Below are 15,466 nucleotides of genomic sequence, written 5' to 3'. Positions count from 1 at the left end.
GAAGGAAGAGCTGTACCTCGCGGTCATGGAGCAGCTCACGCAGGATCTGGTGGCCCAGGTCGAGGGGGCCGCACCGGCCGACGGAGGGTTCGAGGAGACGGCGAGCGCGTTGGTGACCGCGCTGTGGCGGACGGTGCTCGAACAGCCCGAAAGTCATCAACTCCTCACGGAACTGACCATGTTCGCGCTCCGCTCGCCCGCTCTGAGCGAGGCCCTCGAAGCCCACTACCGGGGGGTGACCGAGGTGACCGCGCGACTGATCACCGAGGCGGCCGAACGGACCGGCCGACCCCTCGCCCAGCCCGTGGACGCGATCGCGCGGTTCTTCCTGGCCGGCTTCGACGGGCTCACGCTGCAACACCTCGCGCTCCCCGACGAGGAGGCCGAACACACCTGCCTCCAGGCCTTCGTGTCGGCTGTGGTGGCGATGGCCGGCGGCCGACTGGACCTGGTGGCCGTACCCAGGGTGCGCCCCTGAGTCGACGCGGCAAGTACAGGGCGCCCTCGTACCTCACGAGGGCGCCCTGACCTGTATGTACGGCCCTTCTCAGGCGTCACGGTCCATGGACTTAGTCACTCGACTTGAGCAGGTGATAAAGTCGGGCTACCGACACCGTTCGAGGGAGTTCGTCATGGCCGTCCTGCTGCACCGGCTGGGTCACCGCGCCTACCGGCACCGAAAGCTCGTCCTGGGTATATGGCTCTTCGTCCTGGCCGCGCTCATCACCTGCGTCAGCGTCTTCGGCGGCAAGCTCGACGACCGCTTCTCGGTGCCGGGCACCGAGTCGCAGCGGGCGCTGGACAGCCTGAGCAGGACCCTTCCGGAGGCGTCGGGCGCGAGCGCGGAGATCGTCTTCAGCGCGCCCGAGGGTCACCGGGTCACCGAGGCGACCTACGCGACGGCCATCGCCCGGGCCGTGGCGGAGGCCAAGAAGGCACCGCAGGTCAGCGAGGTCGTCGACCCGCAGTCCTCCGGCGCCGTCTCGGCCGACCGGACGACGGCGATCGTCCAGGTCCAGTACCCCGTGCAGACCGCGGAGGTCCGTACGTCGTCCGTGGACGCGCTCAAGGACGCGGCCCGCGCGGCGGAGAAGGACGGGCTGCGGACGTCGGTGGGCGGATCCGTCTTCAACAGCAACGGAGTTCACGTCGGTCCGTCGGAGATCATCGGCGTGGCCGTGGCGCTGCTCGTCCTCGTCGTCACGTTCGGATCGCTGCTCGCCGCCGGCATGGCGCTGCTGCCCGCGCTCATCGGTGTGGCCGCAGGGCTGGCCGGACTGCTCGCTCTCGCGCCCGCGGTCAGCATCTCCTCCACGGCCGTCACGCTCGCCCTGATGCTGGGCCTGGCCGTCGGGATCGACTACGTCCTGTTCATCCTCTCCCGCCACCGACAGCAACTCGCCCGCGGCACCGACCCGAAGGAATCCGTCGCGCTGGCCGTCGGTACGGCCGGAAGCGCCGTCGTCTTCGCCGGCACCACCGTGATCATCGCGCTCGCCGCGCTGAGCGTCATCGGCATCCCGTTCCTGACCACGATGGGCCTCGGGGCCGCCGGTGCCGTACTGATCGCCGTACTGGCAGCGATCACGCTCGTCCCGGCCATCGCGGGATTCGCCGGCGCGCGGCTCGCCCCCAGGCCCGGCAGCCGCGCCGCCCGGCGGGCCACCGACGAGGAGGGCACCAGCGGCCGTACCACGCTGGGCGCCCGGTGGACGAAGTGGGTCATCGCCAAGCCGCTGCTGACCGTGCTCGCCGTCGCGGGCGTCCTGATCACCCTCATGCTGCCCGCCGCGGACCTGCGCCTGGCCCTGCCCGACAACAGCTCCGCCCCGCACGGCTCCACCCAGCGCACGGCCTACGACACGATCGACGACAAGTTCGGGCCCGGCTTCAACGGCCCGCTGCTCGTTCTCGCCGAGACCAACGGCGGTACGGCCGAGGCGAGTTCACGCGCCGGAGCCCAAGTGGCCGAGAAACTGAGGACCTTGAAGGACGTCAAGGCCGTCCTGCCGCCGCAGCCCACCAGCGACCCGGCGCAGAGCGTCATCACCGTCCTGCCCGCCTCCGGCCCCGACAGCGCCCGCACCGATCAACTGGTCCACGAGATCCGGGACATCGCGCCCGGCCTCCGTGACACCACCGGCGCCTCGATCGCGGTCACCGGCACCACCGCCGTCAACATCGACGTCTCCAACCGGCTCAGCGACTCCCTGCTGCCCTTCGTCGCCATCGTCGTCGGCCTCAGCCTGATCCTGCTGATGATCGTGTTCCGGTCCCTGGTCATCCCCGTCAAGGCCGCCGTCGGCTTCCTGCTCTCGGTGGGCGCCTCGCTCGGTCTTGTCGTCGCCGTCTTCCAGTGGGGCTGGCTGGCCGACGCCCTCGGCGTGCCGCACAGCGGTCCCGTCGTCAGCTTCCTGCCGATCATCCTGATCGGCGTGCTGTTCGGACTGGCCATGGACTACGAGGTGTTCCTCGTGTCCGGGATGCGCGAGGAATGGGCCCGCACCGGCCGGGCCCGGCAGTCGGTCGTCGACGGCGCGCGCGGCAGCGTGCGGGTCGTCACCGCCGCCGCCCTGATCATGTTCACCGTCTTCGCCGGGTTCTTCCCGCTGGACGACTCCCTCATCAAACCCATCGCGTTCGCCCTGGCCGTGGGCGTGGCCATCGACGCCTTCGCCGTCCGCATGACCCTCGTACCGGCGGTCCTCGCGCTCGCCGGCCGCCGCGCCTGGTGGCTGCCCGCCTGGCTGGACCGGATCCTGCCCGACCTCGACGTCGAGGGAAGCAGCCTGCGGAAGACGGCACCGGCGGACCACAAGGAACTCGAACCGGTTTCCTAGGGGACCCCCACCTCGAACAGCACATACCCGGCGTACGACCCCGACGCGACCGCCGCGATGCCGAGCAGCAGGCACAGCGTGGGCAGGCCGAGGGTGCGGAGTTTGAGCGCCAGGGGGATGAAGAGGGGGAAGCACGGGAGGAGATAGCGCGAGACGTTGCCGAATATCTGCTGGCTGCCCAGGACCAGGGCGATGGTGAGCACCGTGTGGACGAGCAGGACCGCCGGTGGGCGCAGCCGGATCAGGAGGGGGAGCAGAAGCGCGGTCAGCAGGAGGACGGCCACGCCGATGACGTCTTCGAGGGGATACGCGAAGAGGTAGTCGAAGCGGCCGGTCGCGATGGAGCCGACGACGTCGACGGTGTGTTCGCCGTAGTCGAAGGTGTGCGCCCAGGCGCCGCTCTGGAGCTTGAAGTAGCCCGTCAGATCACCCATTTGGTTGCCGACCCACAGCAGGTAGCCGAGCAGTCCGAGCGGCGCGATGCCTATCGCGATCCACGGGCCCGTGAGGTTCTCCCGACTGCGGTGGAGCGTCCCCAGGGCCGCGACGGTGAGCGCGGCGATGAGCGCGACGGCGGTGGGGCGGCCCAGGCCGGCGGTGAAGGTGAGGACGCCCGCGGTGAGCCAGCGGTCGGTCATGACGGCGTGGCAGGCCCAGACGGCGAGGGCGATGTAGAGGGAGTCCGAGTAGGCCGACCACTCCGTGCCGGAGCCGGGCCACACGGCCCACAGTCCGGCGGCGGCCAACCCGGCCCGCCGGCCCCCGAATCGGGCGGTGACGGCGTGGATGCCGAGCGCGGCGGCGAACGAGGCGACGACCGAGACCAGCATGCCGGAGCCGTACAGGCCCAGGCCCGTGCAGTCGGAGACCAGGCGCATCGTCGCCGGATAGAGCGGGAAGAAGGCCGCCGAGTTGCCTTCGAGGGTGATCAGTCCGGTGGCGCCGGGGATCCGGACGAGGGCCGGGTCGTAGCCGTTCGCGGCGATCTGCTGGTACCACCAGCCGTCCCAGGTGGCGAGTACGTCCCAGACGTGGGCGCCGCCGCCGAAGCGCGGGTTCCTCGTCCGGAAGTCGCCGTCGGAGTCCAGGAGGTACATGAAGACGGCGAAGCCGATCAGCTTCAGCACGCCGTACAGCGCGAGCACGGGGCCGTAGTACCTGACCGTGGAACGCAGGTACGCGCCAACGTCCTTGTAGGGACGGGCCGTTGAGGTGTCCCGCGCTGCCTCGGTGACGGGTGGGGTCAAGGTCGTCGTGTCGCTCACTTCGCGGTCGCCTCCGAATCACGGTGGCGCCCGGTGGGGAACACCCAGGCCCGAAAGAGCAAGAAGCGTACGAGAGTCGCGGCCAGGTTGGCGGCGACCAGTACCCCGATCTCCGTGCTGCGGGCGGGAGTTGGCGTGGTGCGGTGCAGGAGCGCCAGTGAACCGCTGGTGAGGGCCAGGCCGACCGTGAAGACCAGGAGGCCCTGGGCCTGGTGGCGCAGTGCGCCGGCGCGGCCCCGCAGGCCGAAGGTGAGGCGGCGGTTCGCGGCGGTGTTGGCCAGCGCGCAGACCAGCAGGGCCAGCGCGTTGGCGGCCTGCCCGCCCGTCTCCGGACGCAACACCACGTACAGCAGGACGTATCCGAGGGAGCTCACCGCTCCCACGGCGGCGAAGCGCAGCACTTGGCCGGCCAGACCGCCCGCGGGCGAGTCGTCCGTGCCCCGGCTCAGTCCCGTTGTCGGGAGCGTGCCGCGCGCCAACTCCCGTCCTATGCGGGCGATTCCGCGCAGGTCGGCCAGTGCCGTGGACAGGAGGTCGACCCGGCTGTCGGGGTCGTCCACCCAGTCGACCGGCACCTCGTGGATGCGCAGTCCGGCGCGTTCGGCGATCACCAGCAGCTCGGTGTCGAAGAACCACCCCGAGTCCCGCACCAGGGGCAGCAGCCGCTCGGCGACATCACGTCGTACCGCCTTGAAACCGCACTGCGCGTCGGAGAAGCCGACGGCCAGCGTGGAGCGCAACAGGGCGTTGTAGCAACGGGAGATGGCCTCCCGCTTGGGGCCGCGCACCACCCGGGAGCCACGGGCGAGGCGGGTGCCGATCGCGATGTCGGAGTGGCCGGAGATCAGCGGGGCGACCAGCGGGAGGAGCGCCGCCAGATCGGTCGACAGGTCGACGTCGACGTAGGCGAGCACGGGTGCGCGCGACCCGGACCAGGCCGCGTGGAGTGCTCGGCCCCGGCCTTTCTCGGCGAGTCGTAGCCACTCCAACTCCGGCAGTTCGGCGGCCAGTCGAGCCGCGATGTGCGGGGTCTCGTCGGTGCTGGCGTTGTCCGCGACGGTGATGCGGAACGGGTACGGGAACGTCTCCCGCAGATGGGCGTGGAGCCGCCGTACGCTCGGCTCCAGGTCCTTCTGCTCGTTGAACACCGGGACGACCACGTCGAGGACGGGCTCTCGGTGGTGTGCCGACACCGGTGTGGGGAACGGCAGTTGACTCATCCGACCGCTCTGATTCATCAGCATTGTCACGTTCTGTCCGTATCTTCGGGCCGTCGCGGGGCATGCCGGTATCGCCTGCGGGCAGTACCGCGCTCAGGGGTTACGGGTGGGGGGGTGGGGTGGTCGGCGGGACGGGTCAGCCGGAGCCCGCCGTGCCCACGGTCGCCGACGTCTCCGTCGCCGGCGGTGTGGTGACCGAACCCGACGCGGTGTTCTGACCCGTGGGCGCGCCGGTCGTCTCCGTGCCGGACGGCGGCGCCGCCGAGTTGGTCGCGGGCGGGTCCGAGGTCCCGATGCTCGAACTCCCGGTCGGGGTCGAGGTCGGGGTGCCGGAGGACCCGATGGACGACCCGAAGGTGTCCGTCGGTGTCGGGCTGGTGGTCGTGCTCGGGGACGAGCCCGGGGTCAGGGTCGGGCCGGGGGTCGGGAGCGTCGGGCTCAGGGCGGGGCGGGGGAGTGGGGACTGCGGCCCGTTGTCCACCCCGGCATGGGGCACCAGGAAGAAGCCGAGGCCGATTCCGGCGACGGCCAGGACCGATCCGACGGCCCTGCGCGCAGCACGGACCCGGCGCCGGGCCCGCACACCGTCCCGCAGCCGGGTCCGGTGCCGCGGTTCGAAGGGGGTCGTTTCCTGGGCGTCGCGCATCATCCGCGCGAGCTCCCGCTCGAACTGGTCCATCAACGCCCCCTCATCCCACCGTCTCGATGACATCGCCGAGGATCCGGCGCAGCCGCGCCACGCCCCGTGACGCATGGGACCGGGCGGTGCCGACCGGACACCCCAGCACTTCGGCGACCTGCTTGTCGGGCAGGTCCTGGTAGTAGCGCAGCACCACGGCGGCCCGCTGCGCCGGCGACAGCTGGGCCAGCGCCGCCTCCAGCCGTGAGCGCTCCGCCACGGTCGCGGACACGTCGTCCACCTGCGCGAGGTCCGGCAGCTGCTCGACCGGGCGCTCACCCCACCAGCGCCGCCGCGCCGAACGGGCCGCCGCCCGCGCCAGGATCTTGCGCACGTACGGTTCCGGTGCCTCCTCGCCGACCTTCGGCCAGGCGAACCAGAGCTTGACCATCGCCTCCTGGAGCAGGTCCTCGGCACGGTGCCGATCGCCTCCCGCGAGCAGACAGGCCAGATGGAACAGCGCCGACCAGCGCGCTGCCACGAAGCCGTCGAACCCCTCGGCCCGACTCTGTTCCATCCGTACCGTCCACCGTCCCCGTGCGGGCAAAGCCCCTTACCCAGAGAGAAAGGCTCTGGACCCCGCACCGCGCTGCACTTCAGGGCTGTGATCCGGGTTACATCCGTGGATTCGGCGATGATCGCGACTCGTTCGAAATTTGCGCATCTTGAGCAAGAAATTTGCAGTGGCTTGCGCAGTACATTCTTTACTTCGTTGGAATCTAGCGGAGTGGAAGAGGGCTCAGTACGGTCGGGGCGCCGGTCTCCCCCCACCCCGTGAAGGAGCCCCACATGCTGACGATCCCCAGACCCCGGCGACTGGCGGCGGTCGTCGCCGCGGTCGGCGCGATGTGCGTGTCCGTCCCACCGGCCGTCGCCGCACCGACCGCGGCCGCTGACACACGAGCCGCGGCCGTCGGTGCGACCACGCCGTTCAAGATCTACGAGGCCGAGGCGGGAACGCCCGCCGGAGGTGCGGCCGTCCGGTCGCTGACCTCGGCGCCGACGACCCAGTACTCCAGCGCCACCCTGGAGGCCTCGGGCCATTCCTATGTCCACCTGGACGGCACGGGCCAGTCGGTGCAGTGGACGAACACCACCGGGCAGCCCATCTCGTTCCTCAACGTCCGCGCCGGCATTCCGGATTCAGCGTCCGGCGGCGGCAGCACCGGAACGCTGAACCTGTACGTCAACGGGGTATTCAGGCAGGCGCTGAACCTCAACTCGAAGCAGACCTGGGTGTACGAGGGCAACGGCAACTACAACACCAGCGACAACCAGAACCCGGCCGACGGGAACCCGAGGGTCTTCTGGGACGAGTCGCACACCTTCGTCACCGGCGCCCCGATCCCGGCGGGCGCCACGTTCTCGCTGCGCAAGGACGCGGACAACAGCGCGTCCTTCTACGACGTGGACTCCGTCGACGTGGAGAACCCGCCCGCGCCGCAGGCACAGCCCGCGAACTCGATCTCGATCACGAGCTGCGGCGCGGTGGCGTCCAACGCCCCGACCAACGGCGCGGCCGACAGCCAGGCCGTGGACAGCCGGGCCGCCATCCAGACCTGCATCGACCAGGCGGAGGCGCAGGGGAAGATCCTGTGGATCCCGCAGGGCACCTTCTACGTGAAGGGCACCGCGGGACTGAACGCGCAGGGCATCACCATCGCGGGCGCGGGGCTCTGGTACAGCACGGTCTACCGTGACGTCCCGGTCCCCAACAGCACACCGCTGGCAGCCCTGTTCGACCTCACGTCCTGCACGGTGCGTAACTTCCACATCGACGCCAACGCGGTCAGCCGGAGCACCATCGGCGGCGATGGCGGCGCGATGGACACCACCGGCACCGACTGGCTGGCCGAAGGCATCTGGACCCAGCACACCATGTCGGGCTTCTGGGCCTCCGGCACCGGCGGCAAGGTGCAGAACAGCAGGCTGACCTCGATCTGGGCGGACGGGATCAACGTCAACAACGTATCCCTGAACGCCGACACCGGGAACAACCTGACGGTCACCAACAACTTCGTCCGCGGCACCGGGGACGACGCGATCGCCATCAACTCGGTCAACTACAACACCAACAGCGACGGTTCGCAGACCTTCTACCACCCGATGACCAATGTCACGGTCAGTGACAACACCTCGATCGCGCCCTGGGGCGGCAAGGGCGTCGGGATCTACGGCGGCAGCGGCCACCAGGTCAGGAACAACTACATCAGCGACACCGCCCGCTACATCGGCCTGGGCGCCGGGCGCTTCGGTGTCAACGGCAGCGACCTGCTGTCCGCGACCGTGACCGGCAACACCGTGGTCCGCTCCGGCGGCAACGCCTACAGCCAGGGCCAACCCGCCCTGCACATAGGCAACGGCGGCGACGGACAGAACACCGGGATCGTCGACCAGGTCACGGTCACCGGCAACACCGTCAATGACTCCCTCTACGACGGGATCGGCTTCTCCACCTCGACCAACACGCTGCTCCAGGACAACACCGTCAACAACCCCGGCCGCAACGGCATCGCGATCTCACCGTCGTTCTACCCGGCGCCCACCGGCTCCGCGACGATCACCGGCAACACGGTCACCGGGCTCACCGCCGGTGCCTCGGCCTTCGTCAACAACTCCACCGGATTCACCGCCACCTTGAGCGACAACCACTGGCCGCCGCCCGCTCCCGAGGCACCCTACGGCGGCACCCCGGCCGCCGTGCCCGGCACCGTGCAGGCGGAGAACTACGACACCGGCGGCCAGGGGGTCGCATACAACGTCACCTCCGTCAACGGCAACGCCAACTCCTACCGCGCCGACGGCATCGACCTGGACAACTCCTCGGACACCGGCGGCGGTTACAACCTGGGCTGGACCGGCGCCGGACAGTGGTTCCGCTACACCGTCGACGTCGCCACGGCCGGCACCTACACCGTCGACCTGCGCATCGCTGCGCCGGTCGCCGCGCCCGGGGCGCTGCACCTGTCGGACGCCTCCGGCACGAACCTCAGCGGCGCCGTCGACCTACCGGCCACCGGCGACTGGCAGACCTGGGGCACCGCGACCACCCGCGTGACCCTGCCCGCCGGCCGACAGATCCTGACGCTCCATCAGGACACCGGCGGCTGGAACATCAACTACCTGAACTTCACCGGGAGTACCGACACCCCGGCCACCAATCTCGCCGCCGGCAAGCCCACCAGCGAGTCCAGCCACACCGACGTGTACCCGTCGTCGAACGTGACGGACGGCAACCAGGGTTCCTACTGGGAGAGCGTCAACAACAGGTTCCCGCAGTGGGTCCAGGTCGATCTCGGTACGGCCCGCAGCGCCTCGCGCGTGGTGCTGCAACTGCCCGCCGGCTGGGGCGCCCGCAGTCAGACGCTCACTCTGGCCGGCAGCACGGACGGCACGACCTTCACCACCCTGAAGCCCTCGGCCGCCTACACCTTCGACCCGGGCACCAAGAACACCGTCACGCTCACCTTCCCTGCGACCACTCAGCGCTACTACCGTGCCACCGTCACGGCCAACAACGGCTGGCCCGCGGGCCAGGTCTCCGAGTTCCAGATCTGGGCCGCCTGACCTCACGCTCCCCACGGTGTCGCCGGACGCTCCGTCCGGCGGCACCGTCATGTGCGCGGGTACCTGAGATCTTGCAGCCCACATTTTTATTTGTTGCAGAGTTCTGTCTTGTTATTGCGTGATCATGCCAACGATATTACGGTCCCCCATGCATCGTCACCAACCCCCTGTCTCCCCTCCCTCCCTGGCGGCGCTAGCGGGACAGTTCCGGCATTTGGTTACGTAAGGAGTGGCACGTGTTCCATTCCATCCGAGATCTGAGACGCGCCCTCGTCTGGGCGGTGAGCACCGTGATGCTGGCCGCCGTCGGCGTCGTCGTACTGGCCGTCCAACCCGCCGTGGCGGCGTCCACCGCCACCGGCGGCAGCGGCGCGAGCCTGCCCTACGTCGAGGTGCAGGCGGAGAACTCCACCACCAACGGCACGAACATCGGCCCGAGTTACACCCAGGGCCAGCTGGCCGACGAGGCGTCGTACCGCAAGGCGACGACGCTGCAGGGCACCGGCAAGTACGTCACGTTCACCACGCCGGTGGCGACCAACTCGATCAACTTCCGCTACAGCATCCCCGACACCTCGAACGGCTCGGTCTACACCGCGCCGCTGTCGCTGTACGTCAACGACGTCAAGCAGCCCGACTTCACCCTGACCAACGCCTACAGCTGGTACTACGGCAGCTACCCCTTCACCAACACGCCGGGCAGCAACCCGCACCACTTCTACGACGAGGCCCACCGCCTGTTCACGACCACGTATCCGGCGGGCACGACCTTCAGGCTCCAGGTCGACGCGGCGAGCACCGCCTCCTCGTACACGATCGACTTCGCCGACTTCGAGCAGGTCGGCGCCGCCCTGACCGCACCCTCGGGCGCGGTGTCGGTGACCAGCAAAGGCGCCGACTCCACCGGCGTGGCCGACGCGACCAGCGCGTTCAACGCCGCGATCAGCTCGGCGGGCCCCGGCGGCACCGTGTGGATCCCGCCGGGCAGCTACAACATCCCCGGCCACATCAGCGTCAACAACGTCACGATCGCCGGCGCCGGCATGTGGTACTCGACCGTCATCGGCACGGCCCCCGGCTTCTACGGCAACTCGGCGCCCAACGCGAGCACGGGTGTGCGCCTGCAGAACTTCGCGATCTTCGGCAATGTGCAGGAACGCGACGACAGCGCCCAGGTCAACGGCATCGGCGGCGCGATGAGCGACTCCACCGTCGCCAATCTGTGGATCGCCCACATGAAGGTCGGCGCCTGGATGGACGGGCCGATGGACGGGCTGACCTTCACCGGCCTGCGCATCCGGGACACCACCGCGGACGGCATCAACTTCCACGGTGGCGTCACCAATTCGAAGGTGACGAACAGCGACATCCGCAACACCGGCGACGACGGCATCGCCACCTGGGCGGACGCCGCCATCGGCGCCGACGCCAACGACACGATCTCCAACAACACCGTGTCCCTGCAGATCCTCGCCAACGCCATCGCGATCTACGGCGGCCACGACAACACCGTCAGCGGCAACCGCGTGGTCGACACCGGCCTCGCCCAGGGTGGCGGCATCCACGTGGGGCAGCGCTTCACGTCGACACCGGTCGGCCTCACCACGATCTCCGACAACACCATGATCCGGGCCGGCAGCCTCGACCCCAACTGGCAGTTCGGCGTAGGGGCGTTGTGGTTCGACGGCAGCCAGGGCGCGATCAACGGCCCCATCAACGTGACCAACGCGCTGATCCAGCAGAGTCCGTACGAAGCCGTCCAGTGGGTCGAGGGCACCATCAGCGGCGTCAACCTCAACAACGTGACGATCGCCGGCACCGGCACCTTCGCCCTCCAGGAACAGACCGGCGGCGCCGCCAAGTTCACCAACGTCACGGCGACCGGCGTCGGTTACTCGAACCCGGTGTACAGCTGCTCGGGCAACTTCGTCGTCACTGACGGCGGCGGCAACTCCGGCATCGGCGGCACGCCGTACTGCGGCGGCTGGCCCGCGCCGGTCTTCCCGCCCTACCCGCCCGAGGGCGTGACGGCGACCCCCAGTGCGCTCAACTTCGGTTCCGTCGCGACCGGTTCGACGAGCGCCGCGCAGACCGTGACGGTCTCCAACCCGACCAACACCGCCGCGTCCGTCTCGTCGGTCTCCACCAGCGGCGACTACTCCCAGACCAACACCTGCGGTTCGTCGATCCCGGCGAACGGCTCGTGCACCGTCAGCGTGAAGTTCGCGCCGACGGCCACCGGAAGTCGTAACGGATCCCTGACCGTCACCGCGGGCGGGACCACCAACACGGTCAGCCTGTCCGGCACCGGTACCGCACCCGGCCCGGTGCTGAACACCGACCCGGGGAGTCTGTCCTTCCCCGCCACGGTGGTCGGCTCCTCCGCCACCGGTCAGACGGTGACGGTGACCAACTCGGGCACCGCGTCGGCGAGCGTCTCGGCCGTCGCCGCGACCGGTGACTTCAGCCAGACCAACAACTGCTCCACCCTCGCGGTCGGCGCGTCCTGCACGGTGACCGTCGGCTTCAAGCCCACCACGGGCGGCACCCGCAACGGCACCCTGACCGTCACCAGCAACGCCAACAACAGCCCGACCACCGTCTCCCTGACCGGCAGCGGCATCGACAGCACCACCAACATCGCCGCCGGGCGCCCGGCGACGGCGAGTTCGGGCAACAGCCCGTACGTCGCGTCCAACCTCACCGACCCGGACGCCTCGACGTACTGGGAAGGCACCAACGGTTCGTTCCCGCAGTGGGCCCAGGTCGATCTCGGCCAGAACTACAGCGTCGGCAAGGTCGTGTTGAAACTCCCGCCGGCGACCGCGTGGTCGGCCCGCACCGAGACCCTGTCGGTACAGGGCTCCACGGACGGCTCCAGCTTCTCCACGATCAAGGCCTCGGCCGGGTACACCTTCGACCCGAACGCCAACAACAACACGGCGACCATCACCTTCAGCGCCGCCACGGCGAGATACGTACGGGTGAACATCACCGCCAACACCGGCTGGAACGCCGCCCAGTTGTCGGACTTCGAGGTGTTCCCCAGCGGCGGCGGCTCCTCGCCGGCGACCCTGTCGGCCGACCCGACGTCACTGACGTATCCCACCCAGGCGCTCAACACGACCAGCAGCGCGCAGACGGTCACGGTGACCAACACCGGTACCGCCGCCGCGACCGTCTCCGGCGTCACCGTCACGGGCGACTTCGCGCAGACCAACAACTGCGGTACGTCGATCGCGGCGGGCGCCTCCTGCACGGTGAACGTCACGTTCAGGCCCACCGCGTCCGGCACCCGTGCCGGTGATCTCAGCATCGCCAGCAACGCGTCGAACGGCACAACCACCGTCGCTCTCACGGGCGTTGGAGCCGGCACGGTGAGCCGGAACCTGGCGGCGGGCGCGGCCACCACCGAGTCCAGCCACACCTCCGTATACCCGTCCTCGAACGTGACCGACGGCAACCAGGGCACCTACTGGGAGAGCGCCAACAACGCCTTCCCGCAGTGGGTCCAGGTGGACCTCGGCTCCGCGCAGAGCGCCAGTCGTGTGGTCCTCCAACTCCCCGCGACCTGGGGCGCCCGCCACCAGACGCTGTCGGTGTCGGGCAGCACCGACGGCTCCTCCTTCTCCACCCTCAAGTCGTCGGCGACGTACACCTTCGACCCCGCCACCACCAACACGGTCACCATCACGTTCACCGCGACCACCCAGCGATACGTCCGGGTGAACGTCACGGCGAACGACGGCTGGCCGGCCGGTCAGATCTCCGAGTTCCAGGTCTGGAACACCTGACCTGCCCCTGAAGGTGCCGCCGAGCGCGAGCGTGAGCGCGCTCGGCGGCACCGACCACCGAAAGGAGTCGAGATGGGTGTCACACGCAGAGTCTTCTTGAGGGCCGCGGTCGCGGCCGGCGCGGTGGGAACCGTGGGAGCGGCCGGGACCGCACTCGCCCCGAGCGCGTCCGCGGCCAGCCCGCCGGGCGACGTGGTCGGCAAGATCACCGTCGGCTACCAGGGCTGGTTCGCCTGCATCGGCGACGGCGCGCCCATCAACGGCTGGTGGCACTGGACCCAGAACTGGGGCCAGCCGCCGTCCCCGACCAACACCGGCATCAGCTGCTGGCCCGACGTGCGCGAGTACACCAACACCTACCAGACGTCGTACGCCGCCCTGGGCAACGGCCAGCCCGCCAAGCTGTTCTCCTCCTACGACCAGCAGACGGTCAACACCCACTTCCTGTGGATGCAGCAGAACAACATCGACACCGCCGCGCTCCAGCGCTTCAACCCCACCGGCGGCGAGGGCCCGACCCGCGACGCCATGGCGACCAAGGTGCGCAGCGCGGCCGAGTCGTACGGGCGGAAGTTCTACATCATGTACGACGTCTCCAACTGGACGAACATGCAGTCCGAGATCAAGACGGACTGGACGACCAAGATGTCCGCCCACACGGCGAGTTCGGCGTACGCGAAGCAGAACGGCAAGCCGGTCGTCTGCATTTGGGGCTTCGGCTTCAACGACCCGAACCATCCCTTCACCCCCGCAGCCTGCCTCGACGTCGTCAACTGGTTCAAGAACCAGGGGTGTTACGTCATCGGCGGCGTCCCGCGCGAATGGCGGACAGGGACCGGTGGCTCGCAGCCCGGCTTCCTGGGCGTCTATCACGCCTTCAACATGATCTCGCCGTGGATGGTCGGTGCCATAGGCAATGTGGGCGAGGCCGACAACGCCTACAACACCTACACCGTCCCCGACCAGGCCGACTGCAACGCCAACGGCATCGACTTCCAGCCCTGTGTCCTGCCCGGTGACGTCTCCGGACGGCAGCGCGCGCACGGCGACTTCATGTGGCGGCAGTTCTACAACATGGTGCGGGCCGGGGTGCAGGGCATCTACATCTCGATGTTCGACGAGTACAACGAGGGCAACCAGATCGCCAAGACCGCAGAGACCCAGGCATGGGTGCCCACCAACTCCGGCTTCCTGGCCCTGGACGAGGACGGTACCGCCTGCTCCTCGGACTACTACCTGCGCCTGACCGGCGACGGCGGCCGCATGCTCAAGGGCCAGATCGCGCTGACCGCGACTCGTCCCACCCAGCCGGTGGTTCCCGGCGGTGGCGACACCGCACCGCCCACCGCGCCGAGTGCTCTCGCCGTCACCGGACACACCAGCAACTCGGCCTCGCTGAGCTGGAATCCGGCGACGGACAACGTCGGCGTGACCGGCTACCGGATCCGTCAGGTGTCGGGCTCGACCAGTACCCAGGTGGGCACGAGCAGCTCAACTTCGTTCACTGTCACCGGACTTGGCGCGTCCACCGCGTACACCTTCGACGTCGTGGCCGTCGACGCGGCGGGCAACGTGTCGCAACCGTCCAACCAGGCATCCGTCACCACCGACCCCCCGTCCAGCACCACCAACCTCGCCCTCCGCCGCCCCACTTCGGAGAGCAGTCACACCCAGACCTACGGCTCGGGCAACGCGACCGACGGCGACACCAACACCTACTGGGAGTCCGCCAACAACGCCTTCCCGCAGTGGCTCCAGGTCGACCTGGGCGCGGCCACCGGCGTCAAACGGATCGTCCTCACCCTTCCCCCGGCCACCGCCTGGGGCACCCGCACCCAGACCATCTCCGTCCAGGGCGGCACGGACGCCGGCACCTCCACCCAACTCCTCGCCGCGGCGGGCTACACCTTCAACCCGGCGACCGGCAACACCGCGACCCTCACCCTCCCCGCCACGGTCACCACCCGCTACGTACGCCTCACCTTCACCGCCAACACGGGCTGGCCGGCCGGGCAGGTCTCGGAGTTCCAGGTGTTCGGCGCCTGATCGCCGCCGGGAGCCCGGGTTGTCGTAGGAGCACGCGGTTCTGATGCCGTCTTCC

The 15,466-nt window shown here is 69.4% G+C and carries 9 protein-coding genes; 5 read left to right on the top strand and 4 right to left on the bottom strand.

What is annotated here, in order from left to right; all coding sequences use genetic code 11:
• Both ACWDR3_RS16090 and ACWDR3_RS16085 read left to right on the top strand, forming a co-directional pair.
• The coding region (locus tag ACWDR3_RS16090) for a TetR family transcriptional regulator C-terminal domain-containing protein (RefSeq protein WP_450353103.1) at window positions 1-478 on the top strand (478 nt) is incomplete at its 5' end.
• Between the two features lie 154 nt (window positions 479-632).
• Window positions 633-2,840: an MMPL family transporter gene (locus ACWDR3_RS16085; RefSeq protein ID WP_450353102.1), complete on the top strand. Its 2,208-nt coding sequence runs from the start codon at window positions 633-635 to the stop codon at window positions 2,838-2,840.
• On the opposite strand, the gene ACWDR3_RS16080 is transcribed toward ACWDR3_RS16085, so the two are convergent.
• The 4 genes from ACWDR3_RS16080 to ACWDR3_RS16065 all read right to left on the bottom strand — a co-directional run bounded on the left by ACWDR3_RS16080 (window position 2,837) and on the right by ACWDR3_RS16065 (window position 6,521).
• Window positions 2,837-4,015 carry a hypothetical protein gene (locus ACWDR3_RS16080; protein WP_450353105.1) on the bottom strand — a complete coding sequence of 393 codons (1,179 nt, stop codon included), beginning with the start codon at window positions 4,013-4,015 and terminating at the stop codon, window positions 2,837-2,839. The two genes, ACWDR3_RS16085 and ACWDR3_RS16080, sit on opposite strands and share 4 nt — an antisense overlap.
• A gap of 86 nt (window positions 4,016-4,101) precedes the next feature.
• Window positions 4,102-5,325: a glycosyltransferase gene (locus ACWDR3_RS16075; RefSeq protein WP_450353101.1), complete on the bottom strand. Its 1,224-nt coding sequence runs from the start codon at window positions 5,323-5,325 to the stop codon at window positions 4,102-4,104.
• Between the two features lie 136 nt (window positions 5,326-5,461).
• Window positions 5,462-6,004 carry a hypothetical protein gene (locus tag ACWDR3_RS16070; RefSeq protein WP_450353100.1) on the bottom strand — a complete coding sequence of 181 codons (543 nt, stop codon included), beginning with the start codon at window positions 6,002-6,004 and terminating at the stop codon, window positions 5,462-5,464.
• A 10-nt stretch (window positions 6,005-6,014) separates the two neighbouring features.
• Window positions 6,015-6,521, bottom strand: a complete 507-nt coding sequence (locus ACWDR3_RS16065; protein ID WP_450353099.1) for a SigE family RNA polymerase sigma factor — start codon at window positions 6,519-6,521, stop codon at window positions 6,015-6,017.
• Window positions 6,522-6,793: 272 nt separating this feature from the next.
• Here ACWDR3_RS16065 and ACWDR3_RS16060 point away from each other — a divergent pair, with 272 nt between their 5' ends.
• The 3 genes from ACWDR3_RS16060 (at window position 6,794) to ACWDR3_RS16050 (ending at window position 15,411) form a co-directional block, all read left to right on the top strand.
• The gene (locus ACWDR3_RS16060; RefSeq protein WP_450353098.1) at window positions 6,794-9,571 is read left to right on the top strand and encodes a carbohydrate-binding protein; all 2,778 of its coding nucleotides are present in this window, start codon (window positions 6,794-6,796) and stop codon (window positions 9,569-9,571) included.
• Window positions 9,572-9,807: 236 nt separating this feature from the next.
• Complete coding sequence (locus ACWDR3_RS16055) at window positions 9,808-13,365, top strand: choice-of-anchor D domain-containing protein (RefSeq protein ID WP_450353097.1); 3,558 nt, start codon at window positions 9,808-9,810, stop codon at window positions 13,363-13,365.
• Between the two features lie 72 nt (window positions 13,366-13,437).
• Window positions 13,438-15,411, top strand: coding sequence for a galactose-binding domain-containing protein (locus tag ACWDR3_RS16050; protein ID WP_450353096.1), 1,974 nt, complete (start codon window positions 13,438-13,440; stop codon window positions 15,409-15,411).
• Window positions 15,412-15,466: the final 55 nt, after the last annotated feature.

The organism is Streptomyces sp. NPDC001002 (genome assembly GCF_053599215.1).
This window is presented reverse-complemented; position numbering and strand designations above follow the sequence as displayed.

Excerpts from the sequence above, each read along its gene's own strand:
- ACWDR3_RS16085 (WP_450353102.1), top strand. The coding sequence starts at position 633 with ATGGCCGTCCTGCTGCACCGGCTGGGTCACCGCGCCTACCGGCACCGA.
- ACWDR3_RS16075 (WP_450353101.1), bottom strand. The coding sequence starts at position 5,325 with ATGAGTCAACTGCCGTTCCCCACACCGGTGTCGGCACACCACCGAGAG.
- ACWDR3_RS16070 (WP_450353100.1), bottom strand. The coding sequence starts at position 6,004 with ATGGACCAGTTCGAGCGGGAGCTCGCGCGGATGATGCGCGACGCCCAG.
- ACWDR3_RS16065 (WP_450353099.1), bottom strand. The coding sequence starts at position 6,521 with ATGGAACAGAGTCGGGCCGAGGGGTTCGACGGCTTCGTGGCAGCGCGC.
- ACWDR3_RS16060 (WP_450353098.1), top strand. The coding sequence starts at position 6,794 with ATGCTGACGATCCCCAGACCCCGGCGACTGGCGGCGGTCGTCGCCGCG.
- ACWDR3_RS16050 (WP_450353096.1), top strand. The coding sequence starts at position 13,438 with ATGGGTGTCACACGCAGAGTCTTCTTGAGGGCCGCGGTCGCGGCCGGC.